At 66.7% G+C, this 19,002-nt stretch carries 17 protein-coding genes; 14 read left to right on the forward strand and 3 right to left on the reverse strand.

The features are described 5' to 3' along the window. Window positions 1-49 precede the first annotated feature (49 nt). The 9 genes from HNP46_RS29190 (at window position 50) to HNP46_RS29230 (ending at window position 8,739) form a co-directional block, all read left to right on the forward strand. Window positions 50-1,099, forward strand: a complete 1,050-nt coding sequence (locus HNP46_RS29190; protein WP_017519222.1) for a polyamine ABC transporter substrate-binding protein — start codon at window positions 50-52, stop codon at window positions 1,097-1,099. Window positions 1,100-1,188: 89 nt separating this feature from the next. Then, window positions 1,189-2,061: an ABC transporter permease gene (locus tag HNP46_RS29195; protein WP_184596104.1), complete on the forward strand. Its 873-nt coding sequence runs from the start codon at window positions 1,189-1,191 to the stop codon at window positions 2,059-2,061. Continuing rightward, complete coding sequence (locus HNP46_RS29200) at window positions 2,054-2,869, forward strand: ABC transporter permease (RefSeq protein ID WP_184596106.1); 816 nt, start codon at window positions 2,054-2,056, stop codon at window positions 2,867-2,869. Before HNP46_RS29195 ends, HNP46_RS29200 begins: the two co-directional genes overlap by 8 nt. Further along, window positions 2,862-3,941, forward strand: coding sequence for an ABC transporter ATP-binding protein (locus HNP46_RS29205; protein ID WP_184596108.1), 1,080 nt, complete (start codon window positions 2,862-2,864; stop codon window positions 3,939-3,941). The genes HNP46_RS29200 and HNP46_RS29205 overlap by 8 nt, the downstream gene beginning before the upstream one ends. Before the next feature lie 32 nt (window positions 3,942-3,973). Further along, window positions 3,974-5,278 carry a nucleotide disphospho-sugar-binding domain-containing protein gene (locus tag HNP46_RS29210; RefSeq protein WP_184596110.1) on the forward strand — a complete coding sequence of 435 codons (1,305 nt, stop codon included), beginning with the start codon at window positions 3,974-3,976 and terminating at the stop codon, window positions 5,276-5,278. After that, complete coding sequence (locus HNP46_RS29215; protein ID WP_184596112.1) at window positions 5,271-5,636, forward strand: cupin domain-containing protein; 366 nt, start codon at window positions 5,271-5,273, stop codon at window positions 5,634-5,636. The genes HNP46_RS29210 and HNP46_RS29215 overlap by 8 nt, the downstream gene beginning before the upstream one ends. 202 nt (window positions 5,637-5,838) lie before the next feature. Beyond that, on the forward strand, window positions 5,839-6,183 hold the full coding sequence (locus tag HNP46_RS29220) for a cupin domain-containing protein (protein ID WP_081518261.1): 345 nt from the start codon (window positions 5,839-5,841) through the stop codon (window positions 6,181-6,183). Window positions 6,184-6,187: 4 nt separating this feature from the next. After that, entirely contained in the window at window positions 6,188-7,240 is a 1,053-nt protein-coding gene (locus HNP46_RS29225) for an aminoglycoside phosphotransferase family protein (RefSeq protein ID WP_184596113.1), read from the forward strand. Then, on the forward strand, window positions 7,237-8,739 hold the full coding sequence (locus HNP46_RS29230) for an aldehyde dehydrogenase family protein (RefSeq protein WP_184596115.1): 1,503 nt from the start codon (window positions 7,237-7,239) through the stop codon (window positions 8,737-8,739). The genes HNP46_RS29225 and HNP46_RS29230 overlap by 4 nt, the downstream gene beginning before the upstream one ends. A gap of 24 nt (window positions 8,740-8,763) precedes the next feature. On the opposite strand, the gene HNP46_RS29235 is transcribed toward HNP46_RS29230, so the two are convergent. After that, complete coding sequence (locus HNP46_RS29235; RefSeq protein WP_184596117.1) at window positions 8,764-9,354, reverse strand: GNAT family N-acetyltransferase; 591 nt, start codon at window positions 9,352-9,354, stop codon at window positions 8,764-8,766. Window positions 9,355-9,780: 426 nt separating this feature from the next. Between HNP46_RS29235 and nosP the strand changes: the two genes are divergently transcribed. Together nosP and nahK are read left to right on the forward strand one after the other, a co-directional pair. Beyond that, the gene (nosP, locus tag HNP46_RS29240; RefSeq protein ID WP_184596119.1) at window positions 9,781-10,938 is read left to right on the forward strand and encodes a nitric oxide-sensing protein NosP; all 1,158 of its coding nucleotides are present in this window, start codon (window positions 9,781-9,783) and stop codon (window positions 10,936-10,938) included. Next, window positions 10,868-13,495, forward strand: coding sequence for a hybrid sensor histidine kinase/response regulator NahK/ErcS' (gene nahK / locus HNP46_RS29245; RefSeq protein ID WP_184596122.1), 2,628 nt, complete (start codon window positions 10,868-10,870; stop codon window positions 13,493-13,495). Before nosP ends, nahK begins: the two co-directional genes overlap by 71 nt. A gap of 60 nt (window positions 13,496-13,555) precedes the next feature. On the opposite strand, the gene HNP46_RS29250 is transcribed toward nahK, so the two are convergent. Then, on the reverse strand, window positions 13,556-14,482 hold the full coding sequence (locus HNP46_RS29250; protein ID WP_184596124.1) for a LysR family transcriptional regulator: 927 nt from the start codon (window positions 14,480-14,482) through the stop codon (window positions 13,556-13,558). Window positions 14,483-14,562: 80 nt separating this feature from the next. Here HNP46_RS29250 and HNP46_RS29255 point away from each other — a divergent pair, with 80 nt between their 5' ends. Together HNP46_RS29255 and HNP46_RS29260 are read left to right on the forward strand one after the other, a co-directional pair. Further along, a complete protein-coding gene (locus tag HNP46_RS29255; RefSeq protein ID WP_184596126.1) occupies window positions 14,563-15,885 on the forward strand; it encodes an MFS transporter in 1,323 nt (440 codons plus the stop codon). 30 nt (window positions 15,886-15,915) lie between these two features. After that, window positions 15,916-16,845, forward strand: coding sequence for a carbon-nitrogen hydrolase family protein (locus HNP46_RS29260; protein WP_184596128.1), 930 nt, complete (start codon window positions 15,916-15,918; stop codon window positions 16,843-16,845). A gap of 44 nt (window positions 16,846-16,889) precedes the next feature. Here HNP46_RS29260 and HNP46_RS29265 read toward each other — a convergent pair whose 3' ends face one another. Continuing rightward, window positions 16,890-17,891: a zinc-dependent alcohol dehydrogenase family protein gene (locus HNP46_RS29265; RefSeq protein WP_184596129.1), complete on the reverse strand. Its 1,002-nt coding sequence runs from the start codon at window positions 17,889-17,891 to the stop codon at window positions 16,890-16,892. A 105-nt stretch (window positions 17,892-17,996) separates the two neighbouring features. Here HNP46_RS29265 and HNP46_RS29270 point away from each other — a divergent pair, with 105 nt between their 5' ends. Continuing rightward, window positions 17,997-18,908, forward strand: a complete 912-nt coding sequence (locus HNP46_RS29270; RefSeq protein ID WP_184596131.1) for a LysR family transcriptional regulator — start codon at window positions 17,997-17,999, stop codon at window positions 18,906-18,908. Window positions 18,909-19,002 lie beyond the last annotated feature (94 nt).

Below are 19,002 nucleotides of genomic sequence, written 5' to 3' on the forward strand. Positions count from 1 at the left end.
CGTTCCGCTGCCGTTGACACACAAAAACAACCATCGTCAGGTGCGCAAGATGAAGCTGAAGACCATGCTCTACGCGGGGGCCACCCTCGCGCTCACGCTGTCCGCCACCACGGCCAGCGCCAAGGATCTGGTGATCTCCATCTGGGATGGCTACATGGCCCCGGACAACCTGGAGAAGTTCCAGAAGGCCACCGGGCTCGAAGCCGACAAATCCCTCCACGCCACCAACGAAGAGATCATGGGCAAGCTCATGGCCTCCGGCGGCGAAGGCTATGACGTGGTCTTCGTGTCCTCGCCGTTTGCCGAGATCCTGCACAAGCAGGGCCTGCTGGCCGAGATCGATCCGGCCAAGGTGCCGAACCTGAAGAACCTCTACCCCGAAGCGCAGAAGCTGGAATACGACGTCGGCAACCACTTCTCCGTGCCTTACACCTGGGGCACCACCGGCATCTGCTACCGCTCGGACAAGGTCAGCCCGGCGCCTTCGAGCTGGAGCGACCTGCTCAAGCCTTCCGACGCCCTGAAGGGCAAGACCACCATGCTGGCCACCGACCGCTGGCTGCTGGGCGCGGGCTTCCTCGCCAACGGCTGGTCGGTGAACGACGGCAACCCGGACCAGATCAACGCAGTGCGCGACCAGCTGATAGCCACCAAGAAGCGCCTGCTGTCCTTCGACGACACCACCTTCTACTCCAAGCTGGCCTCCGGCGAGGCGCTGATGGCCCACGCCTGGGACGGCTGGTGCAACTACGGCACCCAGGCCAACGAGTCGATCAAGTTCGTCGTGCCCAAGGAGGGTTCCGACCTCTGGGTGGACACCATGGTCGTGCTGAAGAGCTCGAAGAACCCCGACGCCGCCTACCGCTTCATCAACTACATGCTGGAGCCGGCGAACCACGCCTGGGTTGCCGAGAACATCCTCTACAAGGTGCCCAACCAGGCGGCGATGGCGACCCTGAAGCCGGACCTGCTGGCCAAGTACCCGAACCTCACCACCACGCCGGCCGAACTGGTGAAGCAGCAACAGCTGCGTGACGTCGGCGGTTCCACGCAGAAGGCGTATACCCGCGCCGTCACGGAAATCATGGCGGCCCAGTAAGGCCGATGGGGCGTCGCGAGGGCGCCCCGCAACCCTCTCCGGAATCACCCTGAAGCACCCCGCCTGGCGTGGGGTTGGGGGAACTACGCATGACCGCTTTATCCGCCGACCGCAAATTGTCGGCCTGGCTGCTCGCGCCCGGTCTGGGCTGGCTGGCCCTGTTCCTGCTGCTGCCGTGCCTGCTGGTGCTGGTCTACAGCTTCCTCGAGCGCGGTGCCTACGGCGGCATCGACTACGTGTTCACCTGGGAAAACTACCGCCGCGCGGTGGACCCGCTGTACCTCGACATCCTCCTGCGCTCGGCGAAGATCGCCGGCCTGGCCACGCTGTTCGCGGTGCTCATCGGTTATCCGGCGGCCTACGCCATCACCCGCAGCACGCCACGCCGGCAGGCGGTGTTCCTGTTCCTGGTGATGCTGCCGTTCTGGAGCAACTACCTGATCCGCACCTACGCCTGGATCGTCCTGCTCAACCGCGAGGGCCTGCTCAACCGCCTGTTCAGCCTGCTGGGCTACAGCGGCGAGCCGATCAGCATGCTTTACACCGATTCCACCGTGGTGCTTGGGCTGGTCTACAACTACATCCCCTTCGTCATCCTTGCCATCTACAGCTCGCTGTCGCGCATCGACAATGAACTCTGGGAAGCCTCGCGGGACCTCGGCGCGTCCGGCTGGACCACCTTCCGCCGGGTGATCCTGCCGCTCTCGGTGCCGGGCGTGGCCGCCGGCGCGGTGTTCGTCTTCGTGCTGTCGATCGGCAACTTCATCACCGCCGACCTGCTGGGCGGCAAGCAGGTGCAGATGGTCGGCAACCTGATCTACGCGCAGTTCCTCACCGCGCGCGACTGGCCGTTCGGCGCGGCGCTGAGTTTCTTCCTGATCGGTATCATGCTGTTGCTGCTGTTCATCCAGGCCATGGTCTCGCGCCGGGCCCAGGGCGCGGAGGGCGAACGCCATGCGTAGCTCTCTGCGTAACGCGTCCGGTATCGCCCTCGGCGCGCACCTGTGGCTGGTGTACGCCTTCCTCTATGTACCGATCCTGGTGCTGATCCTGCTGTCGTTCAACGCCAGCGGTCTGCCCACCGCCTGGGGTGGCGCCTCGCTGAAGTGGTACGCCAAGCTGCTGGCCAACGCTTCGATCCAGCATGCGGCGCTGAACACCCTGATCGTCGCGTTGACTTCCACCTTCATCGCCTGCGTGCTCGGCACGCTGCTCGCCCTCGGCGTGGAGATGCGCTCGCGCAACAGCGGCAAGAAGGGCAGCAACCTTGCCGACACCCTGCTGATGGCGCCGATGATCATCCCCGACATCGTCCTGGCCATCGCGCTGCTGAGCTTCTTCAACCTGCTGAAGATGAGCCTGGGGCTGCACTCGATCATCCTCAGCCACGTGGTGTTCAACATCGCCTTCGTCTGCGCGGTGGTGCGTACGCGACTCAAACACTTCGACTACTCGATCCTCGAAGCCAGCATCGACCTGGGCGCCGGCTGGTTCACCACCGCGCGCCGCGTGCTGCTGCCGGCGATCTTCCCCGGCGTGCTGGCCGGCGGCTTGCTGGCGTTCACCCTGTCGGTGGACGAATTCATCATCGCCTTCTTCAACTCCGGCTCCGGCAGCGCCTCCACCACGCTGCCGATGCAGATCTACTCGATGATCCGCTTCGGCGTGACCCCGGAAATCAACGCCCTCGCCACCCTGGTGATGCTGGTCAGCTTCACCGCGCTGTTCGCCTCCCAACGTCTGAACAAGGTGCCCAAAGCCCATGACTAAGTCATCCGACCTGCTCGTGCTGGAGCAGGTGAGCAAATCCTATGGCGAGGGCCTGACGGCGGTGGACCAGGTGTCGCTGAGCATCCGCGAGAACGAGTTCTTCGCGCTGCTCGGCCCGTCGGGCTGCGGCAAGACCACCCTGATGCGGATGATCGCCGGTTTCGAAACGCCGACCTCCGGCGCCATCTATCTCAACGGCCAGGACATCTCGCCGCTGCCGCCGAACAAGCGCCCGCTGAACCTGATGTTCCAGTCCTATGCGCTGTTCCCCAACATGACCGTGCGCGGCAACATCGCCTACGGCCTGGAGATGGAGAAGCTGCCCGCCGCTGAAATCCGCCAGCGCGTCGACGCGGTGTTGGAAACCGCGCAGCTCGGCCCGCTGGCCAACCGCCGGCCGGACCAGCTCTCCGGCGGCCAGCGCCAGCGCGTCGCCCTGGCCCGCGCACTGGTCAAGCGCCCGCGCGTGCTGCTGCTGGACGAACCCCTCGGTGCGCTGGACAAGAAGCTGCGCGAAAAGATGCAGCTGGAACTCAAGCGCCTGCAGCACGAGAGCGGCATCACTTTCATCATGGTCACCCACGACCAGGAAGAAGCCCTGGTCATGTCCGACCGCATGGCCGTGCTGCGCGACGGCAAGGTCTGCCAGTGCGGCAGCCCCAGCGAGCTGTACGAGAACCCGGGCAGCCGCTTCGTCGCCGACTTCATCGGCGTCAGCAACCTGATCGAGGGCCAGCGCGTGGGCACCAACCGTCTGCAGGCCGGCGGCCAGGTGCTGAGCATCGAGACCACCGCCGAGTCCAGCCCGGAGAGCGTCACCCTGGCGCTGCGTCCCGAGCGGCTGCGCGTGCTCACCGACGCCACGCCGGCCACCGATAACCAGATCCAGGGCCAGGTGGCGGAAGTCGCCTACCACGGCCTGGATACCAACCTGCACGTGAACACGGCGCTTTCCAGCAAGCCGCTGATTGTCCGCGTGCCGTCTTCGGACTACGACTTCTTGCGCCTTGCCGCCGGCATGCCGGTGCGCCTGGGCTGGGATGCGCGGCATGGCCGCGTGCTGACTCACTGATCGCCTAAGAACAAGACTAATGGGAGAGCACCATGAGTAGTGAACGCAAGGTCATCGCCTTCTTCCCCGAGGCCGCCTACGGCCCGGCCCTCAACTCCGTCGGCATTGCCCAGGCCTGCGAGGCGCTGGGCCACAAGGCGGTGTTCCTCACCGACCCGGGGATGACCGGGGTGTATTCGGCCTACGGCTTCGAGGAGCACTACGTGAACATGTCCGAGCCGATGCCGGCCGAGGAGATGGCGCGCTACTGGTCGGACTTCATCAACGGCCATATCCCCAACTTCCGCAAGGCGCCGATCGACCAGCTCGACAACTACGTGAAGGAGTGCTGGGAGGCCATCGTCTCCACCTCCAAGTGGGCGCAGAAGGAGCTGCCGGCGATCCTCGAACGGATCAAACCGGACCTGATCTGCGTGGACAACGTGATCCTCTTCCCGGCCATCAAGCACTACGGCAAGCCCTGGGTGCGAATCATCTCCTGCTCGGAAAACGAAGTGCACGACCCGGACATCCCGCCTTACCTGTCGGGCATGAGCGTGGACGACAAGGACGGCCACGCACGCTTCCAGAAGCGCTTCGAGGAAGTGATCGCGCCGATCCACGCCGACTTCAACGACTTCCTCGCCGAGTGCGGCGAGCGGCCGTACCCGCTGGGCACCTTCTTCGAAGAGTCGCCCTACATGAACCTGCTGCTGTACCCGGACCCGGTGAAGTTCGAGCGCCGCCATCCCCTGCCGGCGCGGCAGTTCCACTACCTGCAGGGCTGCGTGCGCAGCGACAAGCCCTACGAGATTCCGCAGTTCAAGGCGCACAACGACAAACCGCTGCTCTATGTCAGCTTCGGCAGCCTGGGCTCTGGCGATGTCGATCTGCTCAAGCGCCTGGTCACCGCCATCGGCAAGCTGCCGTACCGCGCGCTGTTCAACGTCGGCGAGCACGTGGAGAAGTACGACAACCTGCCGGACAACGTGATCGTCTCCAACTGGTACCCGCAGCCCTCGGTGATCGCCCAGGTCGACGGGGTGATCCACCACGGCGGCAATAACAGCTTCACCGAGTGCCTGTTCTTCGGTAAGCCGGCCATCGTCATGCCCTACGTCTGGGACGGCCACGACAACGCCATGCGCGCCCAGGAAAGCGGCCACGGCCTGCGCATGGACCGCTACGACTGGAGCGAGGCGGACCTGGCGCGCAACATCGCCCAACTGCTCGGTGACGAGCTGATGCAGGGCCGCCTGGCCCGCACCAGCGACTACATGCGTTCGCGCAAGGGCCCGGAAGATGCCGCGCACATCCTCGACCAGCTGATCCAGGGCAAGGCGGTGAACCATGCCTGAGTTCAACGGCACCTCTTCGGCGCCGCACATCCGCGGCGCCCGCGACTACGACGACCTGGCGGACTGGGGCGTGCAGTCCGACGCGCTGGAAGGCGTCTCGCACTCCAGCGGCCGCCTGCTGTTCAAGGGCCCGAACAACAGCCCCGAGACCGGCCTGTGGGTCTGTACGCCGGGCCGCTGGCGGCTGTCGATCCCGCGCGACGAGCTGTGCCATTTCGTCGCCGGCCACGCCACCTACCGCTCGGACGACGGCGAAGTGATCGAGGTCGAGCCCGACACCCTGGTGCTGTTCCCGGCTGGCTGGACTGGCGAGTGCACGGTGCACAGCACCCTGCGCAACCTCTACATGCTGGCCTGAACCCGAACTCGAACCCGAACGCAATGGCGGATAACCGCAAGCGGTTATTCGCCCTACAGGAGCCCGGCCGCCATGGTGTGAGCTCACACCCGTAGGGCGAATAACGCCACCGGCGTTATCCGCAGCCGAATTCCACCCAATGCCATCGGCGAAGCCGGAAACGGTGACTCGCCCAGATGATTCGAAATTCCAGGAGTGAACGATGAAGACCCCCGTTATCTACCGCCCCCTGCAAGTCACCGAACTCAAGGACTGGGGCGTGATCCCGACCATGCTCGAAGGCGAATCCCATGTCAGCGGCGTGGTCCTGCACAAGGGGCCTGAAGGCCAGTCCGAATGCGGCATCTGGCACTGCACGCCGGGCAAGTGGTTCTGCCACGTCACCAGCGACGAGTTCTGCCACTTCCTCGAAGGCCGCTGCACCTACGTGCACGAGTCCGGCGAGGTGATCGAGATCGAGCCGGACACCGCCGCCTTCTTCCCCAAGGACTGGAAGGGCGTGTGCACCGTGCACGAGACCATCAAGAAGGTCTACATGATCCGGTGATGCCATGAACCTGTCCTGCGATACCACCCGCGCCGCCGCCCGCGAGACCTTTCTCGCCGGCAGCGGCCTGGCCGACGCGACCCTCACGGCGTTGCCGGCCGACGCCTCGGCGCGGCGCTACTTCCGCGTCGATGGCAAGGGCCTGCTGCTGATGGACTCGCCCCCCGGCGCCGAGCCGCTGGCACCGTACCTGCGGGTCGCGCAGCTGCTGCGCGACGGCGGGCTGTCGGCCCCCAGCGTGCTGGCCGCCGACCGCGAGCTGGGCCTGGCGCTTATCGAGGACTTCGGCGACGCCACCTACACCCGGCTGCTCGCGGCCGGGCATGACGAGACGGAGCTGTACCGCCTCGCCGTGGATGCCCTGGTGCGCCTGCATCGCGCCGGCCCGCAAGCGGCCGAAGGCGTGCCGGCCTATGACGGGCAGAAGCTGGCTGAGGAGGCAGCGCTGTTCATCGACTGGTACGCGCCGTTGCTGGTGGGCGAGCAGGCAGCCGCACAGTTGCGCGAACGCTACCTGGCGGAGTTCGCCGCGCTCTGGCGCGATGTCTCCCTGCGCCGCGAAGTGCTGGTGCTGCGCGACTACCACGTCGACAACCTGATGCTGCTGGAGGGCCGGGCAGGTGTGGCGGCGTGCGGGCTGCTGGACTTCCAGGACGCGCTGTTCGGTGCGCCGGCCTACGACCTCATGTCCCTGCTCGAAGACGCGCGCCGCGACATTCCCGAAACCCTGCGGGTGACCCTGCTCACCCATTACCTCAGCCAGCGCCCGGAAGTGGACGGCCGGCGTTTTCTTGCCGACTTCCAGGTACTGGCCGCGCAGCGCCACGCCAAGGTGCTCGGCATCTTCGTGCGCCTGGCCAGGCGCGACGGCAAGCACGGTTACCTCCGGCATCTGCCGCGCGTGCTGCGGCTGTTCCAGCGCGCGCTCGACAACGAGCAACTGCGGCCCTTGGCGGCGCTGCTCGACACGAACCTGCCGAACTGGCGCCAGCCACTGGAGAGCGACGTGATCGCCCAGCGCCTGGCCTCTTCCGAATCCCTGCGGAGCCTTACATGACCGACTTTCACGTTGATCTGCCCCTGCGTTTCATCGGCCCGGATTACCAGGGCGTAGCGACGCAGCGCCTGCGAGACATCATCAATCCCGCTGATCTGACCCAGGTCGGGCGCATCGCCCTGTGCGATGCAGAAGACGTGGACGCTGTCATCGACGCGGCCAACGCCGCCCAGCGCGAGTGGAAGCGGGTGGACGCGAAGTCCCGCGCGGCGATCCTGCACCAGTTGGCCAACACCATCGAGACCGACCAGGCCACCCAGTGCGAAGTGGCGCGGCTGATGACCCTGGAAATGGGCAAGCCGTTCCCCGAAGCCATGGGCGAGCTGGCCAACTGCGCGCCGATCTTCCGCTACTACGCCGAGATGGCCCGCGACGAGGCCGGCAAGGTGGCCGGCACCACGCAGCTCGGCTCGTTCCAGCATGTGCGCTACGAGCCTTACGGCGTCAGCGTGCACATCATGCCGTTCAACTTCCCCATCCTGCTGATGTGCTGGACCCTGGCCGCCTCGCTGGCCGCCGGCAACGCCTGCATCGTCAAGCCGGCGGAAAGCACCACGCTGTGCACGCTGAAATTCATGCAGCACTTCAAGGTACTGCCTGCGGGTATGGTCAGCTGCGTGCCGGGCGATGCCAGCACCGCCCAGCGCCTGGTGCAGTCCGAGCGCACCCACGCCGTGGCCTTCACCGGCAGCGTGGCTGCTGGCAAGGCAGTGGCGGTGGCCTGTGCCGAGCGGATGAAGCCGGCGGTGATCGAGGCCGGTGGTAGCGACCCGATGATCATTTCCCGCCACGCGCCGCTGGAAGTGGCGGCGGCCGGCGCGGTGACCGCCGCCTTCCACCTGAGCGGGCAGATCTGCACCTCGGCCGAGCGCTTCTATGTGGTCGATGAGGTGCACGACGAATTCGTTGCGCGCTTCGCCGAACGCACCCGCGCGCTGCGCATCGGTCACGGGCTGGAGCGCTCCGAGATCGGCCCGATGGTCAGCGAGGCGGCCCGTGCCAAGGTCATCCGCCTGGTGGACGACGCCATCGCCAAGGGCGCCACGCTGGTGTGCGGCGGGCGCATTCCGCCGCAATTCCCGGTGGGCTGGTACTACGAGCCGACCATCCTCACCGACGTCACCCCGGCCATGGCGATCTTCCATGAGGAATGCTTCGGTCCGGTGGCGGCGATCTGCAAGGTGAAGGATTTCGACGAGGCGGTGCGGCTGGCCAACGACTCACCCTTCGGCCTGGGCGCCTCGCTGTTCTCCACTGACCTGGCCGAAGCCATGGAAGCGGCGGACCGCCTGGAAGCGGGGATGGTCTGGGTGAACAACCCGCTGATCGACAACGATGCGCTGCCGTTCGGCGGCTGGAAGATGTCCGGCATGGGCCGCGAACTGGGCCGCCAGGGCCTGGATGCGTTCCGCCGCTCGAAGATGGTGATCATCGACCACCAGCCGCAGATCCATTCCTGGTGGTACCCGTACAGCGACGAGGTGTTCTACCAGGGCTGACCTGCCCCTCAATGAGATCAGGCATCAGGCGCGGCTGAGCCGTTGCAGCAGCCGCGCCTTCACCTCCGGCCATTCGCTGTCGATGATGCTGAAGCGCACCGAGTTGCGCTTGCGCCCGTCCGGCATGATGCGCTCATGGCGGACGATGCCTTCCTGCACCGCGCCCAGGCGCAGGATGGCGGCGCGGGATTTTTCGTTCAGCTCATCGGTGGTGAATTGCACGCGCACGCAGTCGAGTTCCTCGAAGGCGTAGGTCAGCAGCAGGAGCTTGGCCTCGCTGTTGATCGGCGTGCGTTGCGCCGACAGGGCCAGCCAGGTGTGGCCGATCTCCAGCTTGCGGTTGGCGCGGTCGACCTTCCAGAAACGGGTGCTGCCGACGATCTTCCCCGTACGTCGGTCGAGGATGGCGAAGGGCAGGACGCTGCCTTCCTCCAGGCCCTTTTCCGCCTTGGCGATATAACCCGCAACCGTATCCGGGCCGGGTACCACCGTGACTTTCAGGTTCCACAATTCGCCATCGGAAGCTGCCTCCAGCAGGGCCTGCGCATGTTCCGCGCGCAGCGGCAGGAGTTCGACGTGCTGGCCGATCAGGTGGGGGCAGGTGAGGGCGGGCATGTTTCAGGGCTCTGGGTGGGACGCCTCCACAGCCTACCGGATGCCGGGTGGATTTCGTAGGCGGGGTGGAGGGTTCTTGTGGGAGCGGGCGTTGTCCGCGAATCGCCGTCGGGCGGCGTGCAACTCAATCTTCCTGCGACTCCCGCTTCCGCCGCGGAGGATTTCGCGGACAAGGTCCGCTCCTACGACAAGCCGCACTACCCGGGTGCTCGACCGTAGGGCGCATAACGCGCCAGCGTTATCCGCCGTAGTGGCAGCGGCGGCGGGGATAAAGGCTGTAGGAGCGAGCTTGCTCGCGAACTGCCCAACCTGCGACAAACCGGCTCCGCTACTTTCGGATAGACCCGCCGCGACCCAAGTAGCATGGGGCGCCCTGCGAGCGCTTCGTAGAATGCCAGCGTCGATAGTTTCCACCGGGCGTACGCCATGCACGAAACACAAGGGGTCGTTCGCGGCATGTCCAGCGCCCGCGACGTCGAGGCGGTGGCCCAGGACCTGGCGCGCCAGCTGATCCATCCGAACCTGGGCTTCGTGCTGTTCTTCTGTTCCGCCGAGTACGACCTGCCGGCGCTGGCCGCCGCGCTGGAGCAGTACTTCGGCGGCATCGACCTGGCCGGCTGCACCACCGCCGGGGAAATCACGCCGCAGGGTTACGGGCGTGGCTGCGTCACCGCCGTGGGTTTCGACCTGCGCAGTTTCGCCATCTCCTGCGCGCTGGTGGACGAGATGGAGCGTTTCAGCCTGATCGACGCCCAGCAGATGGTCGAATCCCTGGTGGCCGACTGCCGCAGCGCCGGGCTGGCGCCGATCAAGGACCACAGTTTCGCCCTGACCCTGCTGGACGGCCTCTCCAGCCGCGAGGAAGTGGTACTCGCCGCGCTCAGCGCCGCGCTGGGCGCCATTCCGCATTTCGGCGGATCGGCCGGCGACGACAACCACCTGACCCACACCCACGTGTATTACCAGGGCCAGTTCCATACCGGCGCGGCGGTGGTGGTGCTGTTCAATACCTGGCTGGATTTCGAGGTGTTCACCACCCACCACGTGCTGCCCAGCGAAGAGAAGCTGGTGGTCACCCGCGCCGACAGCGACAGCCGTCGCGTGCTGGAACTCAACGCCGAGCCGGCGGCGCTGGAATTCGCCCGGCTGGTCGGGGTGCCGCTGGAGCAGCTGGATTTTTCGCTGTTCCCGGCCCATCCGCTGGCGGTGCGCGTGCGTGACCAGTACTACGTGCGCTCGATCCAGCAGATCAACGATGACCTCAGCCTGACCTTCTATTGCGCGGTGGAGAACGGCATCGTCCTCACCGCCATGAGTACCGGCCCGCTGCTGCCGGGGCTGCAGGCGCAGTTCCAGCGCCTGCACGAACGCCTCGGCCCGCCATTGCTGACCATCGGCTGCGACTGCTTCCTGCGGCGCCTGGAGCTGGAAGTGGCCGGCGATACCGAACCCACCGCCGAGTTTCTCCGCAGCCAGCAGGTGATCGGCTTCAACACCTACGGGGAACAATTCAATGGCATGCATATCAACCAGACCTTCACCGGTGTCGCCATTGGCCGTCCTCGGGGCAACGCCGGACGCTGAGCTGCGCGCGCGCATCGACGAGCTGGAGCGCGACAACCACAAGCTGCAGCGGATCAACGCGGCGCTGATCGAGCGGGTCGAGTCGGCCACCTCCCGCGGCGACAACGCCTACGGCGCCTTCCAGCATTCGGTGGTGCTGGCCGAACAGGTGCGCGAGCGCACCGATGCGCTGAGCGAGGCGATGGTCGAGCTGAAATCCAGCAACCAGCTGCTCAGCGACGCCCGCCTGCGCGCCGAGACCGCGCACCAGCACCTGCTCGACGCCGTCGAAAGTATCTCCGACGCCTTCGTGCTGTTCGACCCACAGCAGCGCATCGTCCTCTACAACGAACGCTTCCGCGCCTTCTGGGCGCAGACCCGCGCCCGCGTCGGCGCGGGCACGCGGCTCAGTGAAGTCCGGCGGCTGGCGCAGAGCAGCGGACTGATCGTCGAGGAGCAGCGCAGCAGTGACGACGAACACACCCTCTATCGCCTGCGCAACGACCGCTGGGTACGCGTCACCGAGCGGCCGACCCGCGACGGCGGCCTGGTGGTGCTCTACAGCGACATTACCGAGATCAAGCAGAACGAGATGGCCCGCCGCGAACAGGCGGTGGCGCAGAAGTCGCACCTGTTGCAGCGCGCCGTGGACAACCTGTCCCAGGGCGTGGCGATGGTCGGCGCCGATGGTGCGCTGGAGCTGTGGAACCGGCGCTTCCTGGAACTCTGCGGACTGGCGCCGATCGAGGCGCACCGACCCTTCGCCGAGGTCATGGCGGACAGCGAACTGCCGCTGCTGACCCCGCGCAGCCGCCCGCGCAAGGGCGAGGCGGAAGGGGTGATCGAGCAGCGCCTGTTCGACGGGCGCATGCTGGAAATCCGCACCCACGCGCTGCCCACCGGCGGTTTCGTCAACACCTTCACCGACATCACCGAGCGCTACCGGCATGCCGAGGCGCTGCGCGAAAGCGAGCGCTGGATCCGCCTGATCACCGACCAGGTGCCGGCGCTGATCGCCTACCTGACCGCCGACCTGGACTACGACTTCACCAACAAGGTCTACGAGGAATGGTACCGCTGGCCCAGCGGCTCGATGCTCGGGCGCAACCTGCGCGAGGTGCACAGCGCCGAGCACTGCCAGCGCCTGGAGCCGTACTTCGAGCGCGCACTGTCGGGCGAAAGCGTCACCTTCGAGATCGCCGAGACCAACCTTGCCGGCCAGGAGCGCTACATGCAGCGCTCCTACGTGCCCAACCGCCAGGCCGATGGCACGGTGAGCGGGCTGTTCGTGCTGATCCGCGACATCACCGAACGCCGGCGCACCGCCGAGGCGCTGCACCAGGCCTACCAGAACCTCGAGCAGCGGGTGCGCGCACGTACTGCCGAGCTGACCAGCCTGAACGACCAGCTCAAGCGCGAGATCGACGAGCGCAGCCAGGTGGAAGGGCGCCTGCGCGAAGCCAAGCGCGAGGCGGAGCAGGCCAACCTGTCGAAGACCAAGTTCCTCGCCGCCGTCAGCCACGACCTGCTGCAGCCGCTGAACGCCGCGCGGCTGTTCACCAGCGCGCTGCAGGAGCGCAGCGGCGAAGCGCTGGTGCGCAACATCAGTCAGTCACTGGAGGACGTCGAGACCCTGCTGGGAACCCTGGTGGACATCTCCAAGCTGGACGCCGGGGTGATCAAGCCGGACATTGCCGCCTTCGAGGTCAGCGAGCTGCTCGGCAACCTCGCCGCCGAGTACCGCCAGGTGGCGGCCAGCGAGGGCCTGGCGCTGGACTTCGTACCCTGTGGCGCCCAGGTGCGCAGCGATATCCAGCTGCTCGCACGAATCCTCCGCAACCTGCTGACCAACGCCATCCGCTACACGCCTTCGGGCCGCGTGCTGCTGGGCTGCCGGCGGCGTCGCCACAGCCTGTGGATCGAGGTCTGGGACTCTGGCGTGGGCATCGCTGCCGACAAGCTCGGCGAGATATTCCAGGAGTTCAAGCGCGGCGATGTGCAGCGCTTCCACCAGGATCGCGGGCTGGGCCTGGGCCTGGCCATCGTCGAGAAGATCGCGCGCATGCTCGGCCATCGCATCCAGGTGGAGTCGGTGCCGGGCAAGGGCTCGCGCTTCGCCATCGAGGTCCCCCTGGCGCGCCGCGTGGCGCGCACTGCACCAGAGCCGGAACGCACCACTGATGACCTGCTGGAGCGCCTGCGCGGCTCCCGCGTCTGGGTGCTGGATAACGACGCGGCGATCTGCGCCGGCATGCGCACGCTGCTGGAAACCTGGGGCTGCCGGGTGGTGACGGCGCTGTCGGAGGAGGACCTGGCGCGGCAGGTGGACAACTTCCACGCCGAGTCCGACCTGCTGATCGTCGACTATCACCTGGACGATGGGCTGAACGGCATCGATGCCGTCGCTTCGATCAACGCCCGCCGTGGCACACCGCTGCCGGCGCTGATGATCACCGCCAACTACAGCAACGAGCTGAAACAGCAGGTGCGCGAGCTGGGGCACACGCTGATGCACAAGCCGGTGCGACCGATGAAGCTGAAGACCGCGCTGTGCCACCTGATCGACAGCGTCCGCTGAGCCGATTGCCGGTCTCTGCGCGGCAGCGGTCGGGACCGCCGTCGCGTGCCGGCCGGCGCCTCAGCCCAGCTTCTGCCCCAGCTCGCCGATGAACTGGCGCAGCCACTCGTGGTGCGCTTTGTTGTGGCGGGCGATATCCCAGACCATGAAGCAGCGGAACGACGGCACCGGGAAGGGCACCGGGCTGACGCAAAGATCGGTCATCGCCGCGTAGCTCTCGGCGGCGAAGGTCGGGATGGTGGCGATCACGTCGCTGCTCATCAGCGTCGTCAGCGCGCCGCTGAAGTGGGTGAAGGAGGCGGTGACGCGCCGGGCGTAGCCGGCCGCTTCGAACATGTCGTCGATGAAGCCGCGGCGGCCATCGTAGGACACCCGCACATGGTTCGCTGCGAAGTAGTCCTGCAGGTCGATCGGCTGTTCCGGGGCGCGGCCGCGTGGGTGGAACAGGCAGGAATAGGACGAGGAGAACAGCACCTGGGACGAGTAGCTGGTGTTGAAGTCCTTGGGCTCGCTGCAGATCACCAGGTCCATGTCCGGGTCCTGCAGGGACTGCTTCCACAGCGAGCTGTTGCTCTGGTGGAAGGCGAAGCTCACGCCCAGTCCCTGCGCGGCCGCCGCGTTGACGATGCGCGGCGCGAGGCAGGCCTCGATGTCGTCGGAGAGGCCGATATTGAACACGTAGCTCGACTCATGGGCGGAGAAGTCCGGCTCGCTGCCCAGCACGCCGGAAATCGAGGTGAGCGTCTCGGCGATCTTCGGCGCCAGCTCCATGGCCTTGCGCGTGGGTTGCATGCCGGAGGCGGTGCGGATGAACAGCTCGTCGGCGAAATGCTCGCGCAGCCGGCGCAACGCCGCGCTCACTGCGCCCTGGGTCACGTGCAGCACGGCCGAGGCGCGGGTGGCGCTGCGCTCGGTCATCAGGCAGTGGAAGGTGAGCAGCAGGTTGAGGTCGATCCTCGCGATATTACGTACGTTAATCCGGCTCATATTTCCTAATCGTTTGCCCTGCGACCGCGGGGATTCCTAGTCTGGCGTCCACACAACCATAACAAGGGATGGAGAATCCTGTGGACGCGATTTCGCAAGGCTTGAGTGCAAGCAGTATCCATACCAGGGGCGGGCAGTCGGACATCCGCAAGCGGGCGGTCGCGGTGGGTATCGGCAACTTCATGGAGTGGTTCGACTTCGCCATCTACGGCTATTTCGCCGCGGTGATCGGCATGCTCTTCTTCCCCTCCAGCGCACCGGGTGTGTCGCTGCTTTCCTCGCTGGCGGTGTTCGCCGTGGGCTTTCTCTCGCGGCCCTTCGGCGCGCTGATCCTCGGGCCCATCGGTGATCGCTTCGGCCGCCGCGCGGTGCTGATCATCACGGTGTTCGGCATGGGCGTGTGCACCACCATCATCGGCCTGCTGCCCTCCTATGAGGCGATCGGCATCGCCGCACCGATCCTGCTGATCGCCATGCGCTTCATCCAGGGCATGATGGTCGGCGGCGAATGGTCCAGCGCCGGCATCTACATCGTCGAGAGCGCGCCATCGAACCGCCGCGCCACCGCCGCCAGCGTGATCACCGGCACTGCCGGGCTGGCTTTCCTGTTCGGTACCTTCACCGCGGCGAGCATTTCCTCGGCGCTGGACGACGCGCAGCTGGCGGCCTGGGGCTGGCGCCTGCCGTTCGTGGCGTCCATCGTGATGACCGGCATCGCCGTGTTCATCCGCCGCAAGCTGGGCGACACGCCGGTGTACGAGGAAATGGTGCGCCAGCGCGATGGGCTCAAGGCCCAGGCGCCGAGCAGGGCCGTGCGCCGCCGCGCCTTCGTCACCACTTTCGCCTTCTCCGCGCTGTTCGGCGTGTCGCTCTACTACTTCATCACCTACGCCAACAACCACCTGGTCAGCACCGTTGGCCTGCCGCGCAGCAGCGCGCTGTGGCTGTGCAGCATCGCGCTGGTGGTCTACGTCATCGTCAACCCGCTGATCGGTCGCCTGAGCGACAGCATCGGCCGGCGCAAGCTGTTGCTGAGCGCGGCCGCCGCACTGACGCTGCTGGCCTATCCGATCTTCCTGCTGCTCAACACCGGCAACCCGGTGGCGATCCTTGCCGGGCTGACCGTCATGGGCGTGCTGGTGGCGATTACCGCGGTGATGGACGTGGTGCTGCTGGTGGAAGTCTTCCCGGCCTCGATCCGCTCCACCGGTGCGGCCCTGGGCCACAACCTGGCCCTGGCAATCCTTGCCGGCCCCGGTCCCTTCATCGCTGCCGCGCTGATCCGCCAGACCGGCGATGCGAACCTGCCGGCGGCCTACCTGGCGGCGGTTTCCCTGGTGTGCCTGGTGGTGCTCTGGAAGACCCTGCCGGAAACCCGTGACAACGACATCAGCCGCTTCTAGGCCTTCAATCCAGGAAATTCAGGAGTTCCCATGACCCGTGTAGCAATCATCCAGGCCGCCGCCGTTCCCTACGAACCCATGGCCAGCGTCGAGAAGGCCGCCGGCATTCTGCGCCGGGTGGCGGAGCAGGGCGCCAGGCTGGCGGTATTCCCCGAGGCCTACATCGGCGGCTACCCCAAGGGCGCGGCGTTCGGCAGCGTGGTGGGCAACCGTAGCGCCGCCGGCCGCGAGCTCTACCAGCGCTACGTCGAGGGCGCCGTGGCGCTGGACGGCCCGGAGCTGGCGGTGCTGGCCGAAAGCGTCGAGCAGACCGGTGTGACCACCGTGGTCGGCATCATCGAGCGCTTTGGTCGCACCCTCTATTGCACGGCGGTCACCCTGGTGCCCGGCAAGGGTATCGCCGGCTACCACCGCAAGCTGATGCCCACCGGGCAGGAGCGGCTGATCTGGGGCTTCGGCGATGGGTCGACCCTCGAGCCGGTGCAGACCGCGTTCGGCGTGCTGGGCAGCGTGATCTGCTGGGAGAACTACATGCCGGCACTGCGCCAGGCCATGTATGCGCAAGGCGTGCAACTGTACTGCGCACCAACGGCGGACGATCGCCCGAGCTGGGCCAGCTCCATGCAGCACATCGCCCTGGAAGGCCGCGTCTTCGTGCTGTCGGCCTGCCAGGCGATCCGCCTGGGTGAGTACCCGCAACAGCATCGCGAGGCGTTCGGCCTCAGCCATCAGGAGGATGACTACGTGATGCGCGGCGGCAGCATGATCGTCAGCCCGCTGGGCGAGGTGCTGGCCGGGCCGGTGTTCGACTGCGAGACCGAGCTCTACGCCGACCTCGACATGGGCCAGCTTGACCAGGGCAATCTCGACTTCGACGTCTGCGGCCACTATGCGCGGCCGGATGTGTTCGAGCTCAAGGTCAACACCGCGCCGTTGCGCCCGGTGACTTTCGAAGGCTGATGGCAACTGCCCGGAGCCTGCGGGGCGCCGGGCCTGTCAGGGCCTTAGAGGGTAACAACGACCTTGCCCATCTGCTGGTTCGACTCCAGGTAGCGGTAAGCTTCGACCACGTCGTCGAAGGCGAAGCGGCGGGCGATCAGCGGACGCAGCGAGCCGTCGGCAAGCCCGGCGAAAATGAAGTCCTGGGCTTGCTGCAGGCGAACCGGGTCCTCCAGTACCTCGTAGACCCGGTAGCCGCGCAGCACCAGCGAGCGGCTGAGCACCTCGAACAGCGGGAAGGGTGTCGCCTCCGGGCTCAGCCCGCCGTATTCGATGAGCACGCCGCCCTCGGCCATGGCCGCGGTCAGCGGTTCGAAGATCGGCCCGCCCACCGGGTCGAACACCACCCGCGCGCCGGTCTTGCCGGTGATGTCCAGCAGGCGTGCCCGCAGGTTCTCTTCTTCGCTGGCGATCACCTCGGCAGCACCGGCCAGCAGCAGCGCTTCGCGCTTGGCCGCAGTGCGTGTCACGGCGATCGGCAGTGCGCCGACCCGCCGGGCGATCTGGATGGCGGCAAGGCCGACGCTGCTCGACGCCGCGGTGATCACCACGAAATCCCCCGCGCGCAGGCCGGCCACCTGGATCAGGGCGCCATAGGCCGTCAGGTACTGCATCCAGGTGGCTGCGGCTGCGTCCCAGGACTGCCCGGGCGGATTCTTCACCAGCCGCGCCTGCGGTACGACCAGGTGCTCGGCATGGGTCGGATGCTGGCCCATGGAAGTCGGCGGCAGCACGCTCACCGCGTCCCCCACGGCAAACCCGCGCACCTGGCTGCCCACGGCTTCGATCAAGCCGGTCGCTTCCAGTCCGAGGCCGGAAGGGAATCGCGGGCTTTCGATGTAGCGGTCAGTGCGCAACAACGCCTCGGCGCGGTTCAAGCCCAGGGCCTTGACCCGGATGCGGACTTCCTCCGGGCCGGGGGCGCGGACGTCCACCGGTTCGATGCGCAGGACTTCGGGACCGCCGATCTGGTGAAAGCGCACGGCGCGGCTGGTGATTGTTTCCATGGGATACTCCAAAAAGAAAGTGATTCGATGTAAACCCACTATCTTCGATGGGATTTCGCGGATAAATGGCGTATAGAGGCATTGAGTCGAAATCAGGAGTTTCGAATGGATCGTCTGACCAGCATGGCCGTGTTCGTCCGCGCGGTGGACCTCGGATCGTTCGCGGCGGCTGCCCAGGACCTGGAAATGTCCGCGCCCATGGTCGGCAAGCACGTGCGTTTCCTCGAAGAGCGCCTGGGCGCCCAGCTGCTGGTGCGCAGCACGCGCCGACAGAGCCTGACCGAGGCCGGGCGGATCTACTACGAACGCTGCCGCGCGCTGCTGGCCGACGCCGAGGCGGCGGACATCCTTGCCGCCGGTGAGGTGGCCGAGCCGCGGGGGCGATTGCGGGTGGCGATGCCGGTGCATTTCGGCCGTCACTGCGTGGCCCCGGTGTTGCTGCAACTGGCGCAGCGCTTCACGCACCTGGAGCTGGACCTGCGCTTCAGCGATCGCCTGACCGACCTGGCGGAAGAGCAGATCGACCTGGCCATCCGCACCGGCGAACCGGAACCCAGGGCCGGCGTCATCGCCCGCCGCATCGGCCGGCAACGCATGATGCTGTGTGCCGCGCCAGCGTATCTGGAGGAGCAGGGGCGACCGCCAGGCATCGACGAGCTGGCGGGGCATCGGCTGCTGGTCTACCACCGCTCCGGAAGGATCAACCCCTGGCTGTTCCCGCGCGAAGGACAGCCGCCGACGGAGTTCGCGCCGAATTCGCGGCTGCGCTTCGACGACCTGGCGGCCATTGCCGATGCGGCAAAGCAGGGCCTGGGCATCGCCTGGCTGCCCTCCTGGCTGGTGGGCGACGCCATCCACGCCGGCGAGCTGGAGGAGCTGCTGGCGCAGCAGTCGGGATTCCCCTACGACGTCTACGCGACCTGGCTGCAGACCAGCCAGTTGCCGCGCAAGGTACGTCTGGCCATCGATGCGCTGATCGAGGCGATTCCCGGACTGGTGCCCGGTACGACGGGCTAGGGCGGCCCGGCTGGCCGCCCAGGCGGCGCGTCAGTGCGCCTCCTACGTCCTTTGCTGAGGACAATCCAAACGGCTGTTGCGGACAGGAAGTCCG

The sequence above is a fragment of the Pseudomonas nitroreducens genome (assembly GCF_014204515.1).
GTDB lineage: Bacteria > Pseudomonadota > Gammaproteobacteria > Pseudomonadales > Pseudomonadaceae > Pseudomonas > Pseudomonas nitritireducens_A.

What these genes read in the sequence shown, in the direction of transcription:
- HNP46_RS29195 (WP_184596104.1), top strand. Translation starts at nt 1,189, where the DNA reads ATGACCGCTTTATCCGCCGACCGCAAATTGTCGGCCTGGCTGCTCGCG.
- HNP46_RS29220 (WP_081518261.1), top strand. Translation starts at nt 5,839, where the DNA reads ATGAAGACCCCCGTTATCTACCGCCCCCTGCAAGTCACCGAACTCAAG.
- HNP46_RS29235 (WP_184596117.1), bottom strand. Translation starts at nt 9,354, where the DNA reads ATGCCCGCCCTCACCTGCCCCCACCTGATCGGCCAGCACGTCGAACTC.
- HNP46_RS29205 (WP_184596108.1), top strand. Translation starts at nt 2,862, where the DNA reads ATGACTAAGTCATCCGACCTGCTCGTGCTGGAGCAGGTGAGCAAATCC.
- nosP (WP_184596119.1), top strand. Translation starts at nt 9,781, where the DNA reads ATGCACGAAACACAAGGGGTCGTTCGCGGCATGTCCAGCGCCCGCGAC.
- HNP46_RS29230 (WP_184596115.1), top strand. Translation starts at nt 7,237, where the DNA reads ATGACCGACTTTCACGTTGATCTGCCCCTGCGTTTCATCGGCCCGGAT.
- nahK (WP_184596122.1), top strand. Translation starts at nt 10,868, where the DNA reads ATGGCATGCATATCAACCAGACCTTCACCGGTGTCGCCATTGGCCGTC.
- HNP46_RS29190 (WP_017519222.1), top strand. Translation starts at nt 50, where the DNA reads ATGAAGCTGAAGACCATGCTCTACGCGGGGGCCACCCTCGCGCTCACG.
- HNP46_RS29270 (WP_184596131.1), top strand. Translation starts at nt 17,997, where the DNA reads ATGGATCGTCTGACCAGCATGGCCGTGTTCGTCCGCGCGGTGGACCTC.
- HNP46_RS29215 (WP_184596112.1), top strand. Translation starts at nt 5,271, where the DNA reads ATGCCTGAGTTCAACGGCACCTCTTCGGCGCCGCACATCCGCGGCGCC.
- HNP46_RS29260 (WP_184596128.1), top strand. Translation starts at nt 15,916, where the DNA reads ATGACCCGTGTAGCAATCATCCAGGCCGCCGCCGTTCCCTACGAACCC.
- HNP46_RS29265 (WP_184596129.1), bottom strand. Translation starts at nt 17,891, where the DNA reads ATGGAAACAATCACCAGCCGCGCCGTGCGCTTTCACCAGATCGGCGGT.
- HNP46_RS29250 (WP_184596124.1), bottom strand. Translation starts at nt 14,482, where the DNA reads ATGAGCCGGATTAACGTACGTAATATCGCGAGGATCGACCTCAACCTG.
- HNP46_RS29200 (WP_184596106.1), top strand. Translation starts at nt 2,054, where the DNA reads ATGCGTAGCTCTCTGCGTAACGCGTCCGGTATCGCCCTCGGCGCGCAC.
- HNP46_RS29210 (WP_184596110.1), top strand. Translation starts at nt 3,974, where the DNA reads ATGAGTAGTGAACGCAAGGTCATCGCCTTCTTCCCCGAGGCCGCCTAC.
- HNP46_RS29225 (WP_184596113.1), top strand. Translation starts at nt 6,188, where the DNA reads ATGAACCTGTCCTGCGATACCACCCGCGCCGCCGCCCGCGAGACCTTT.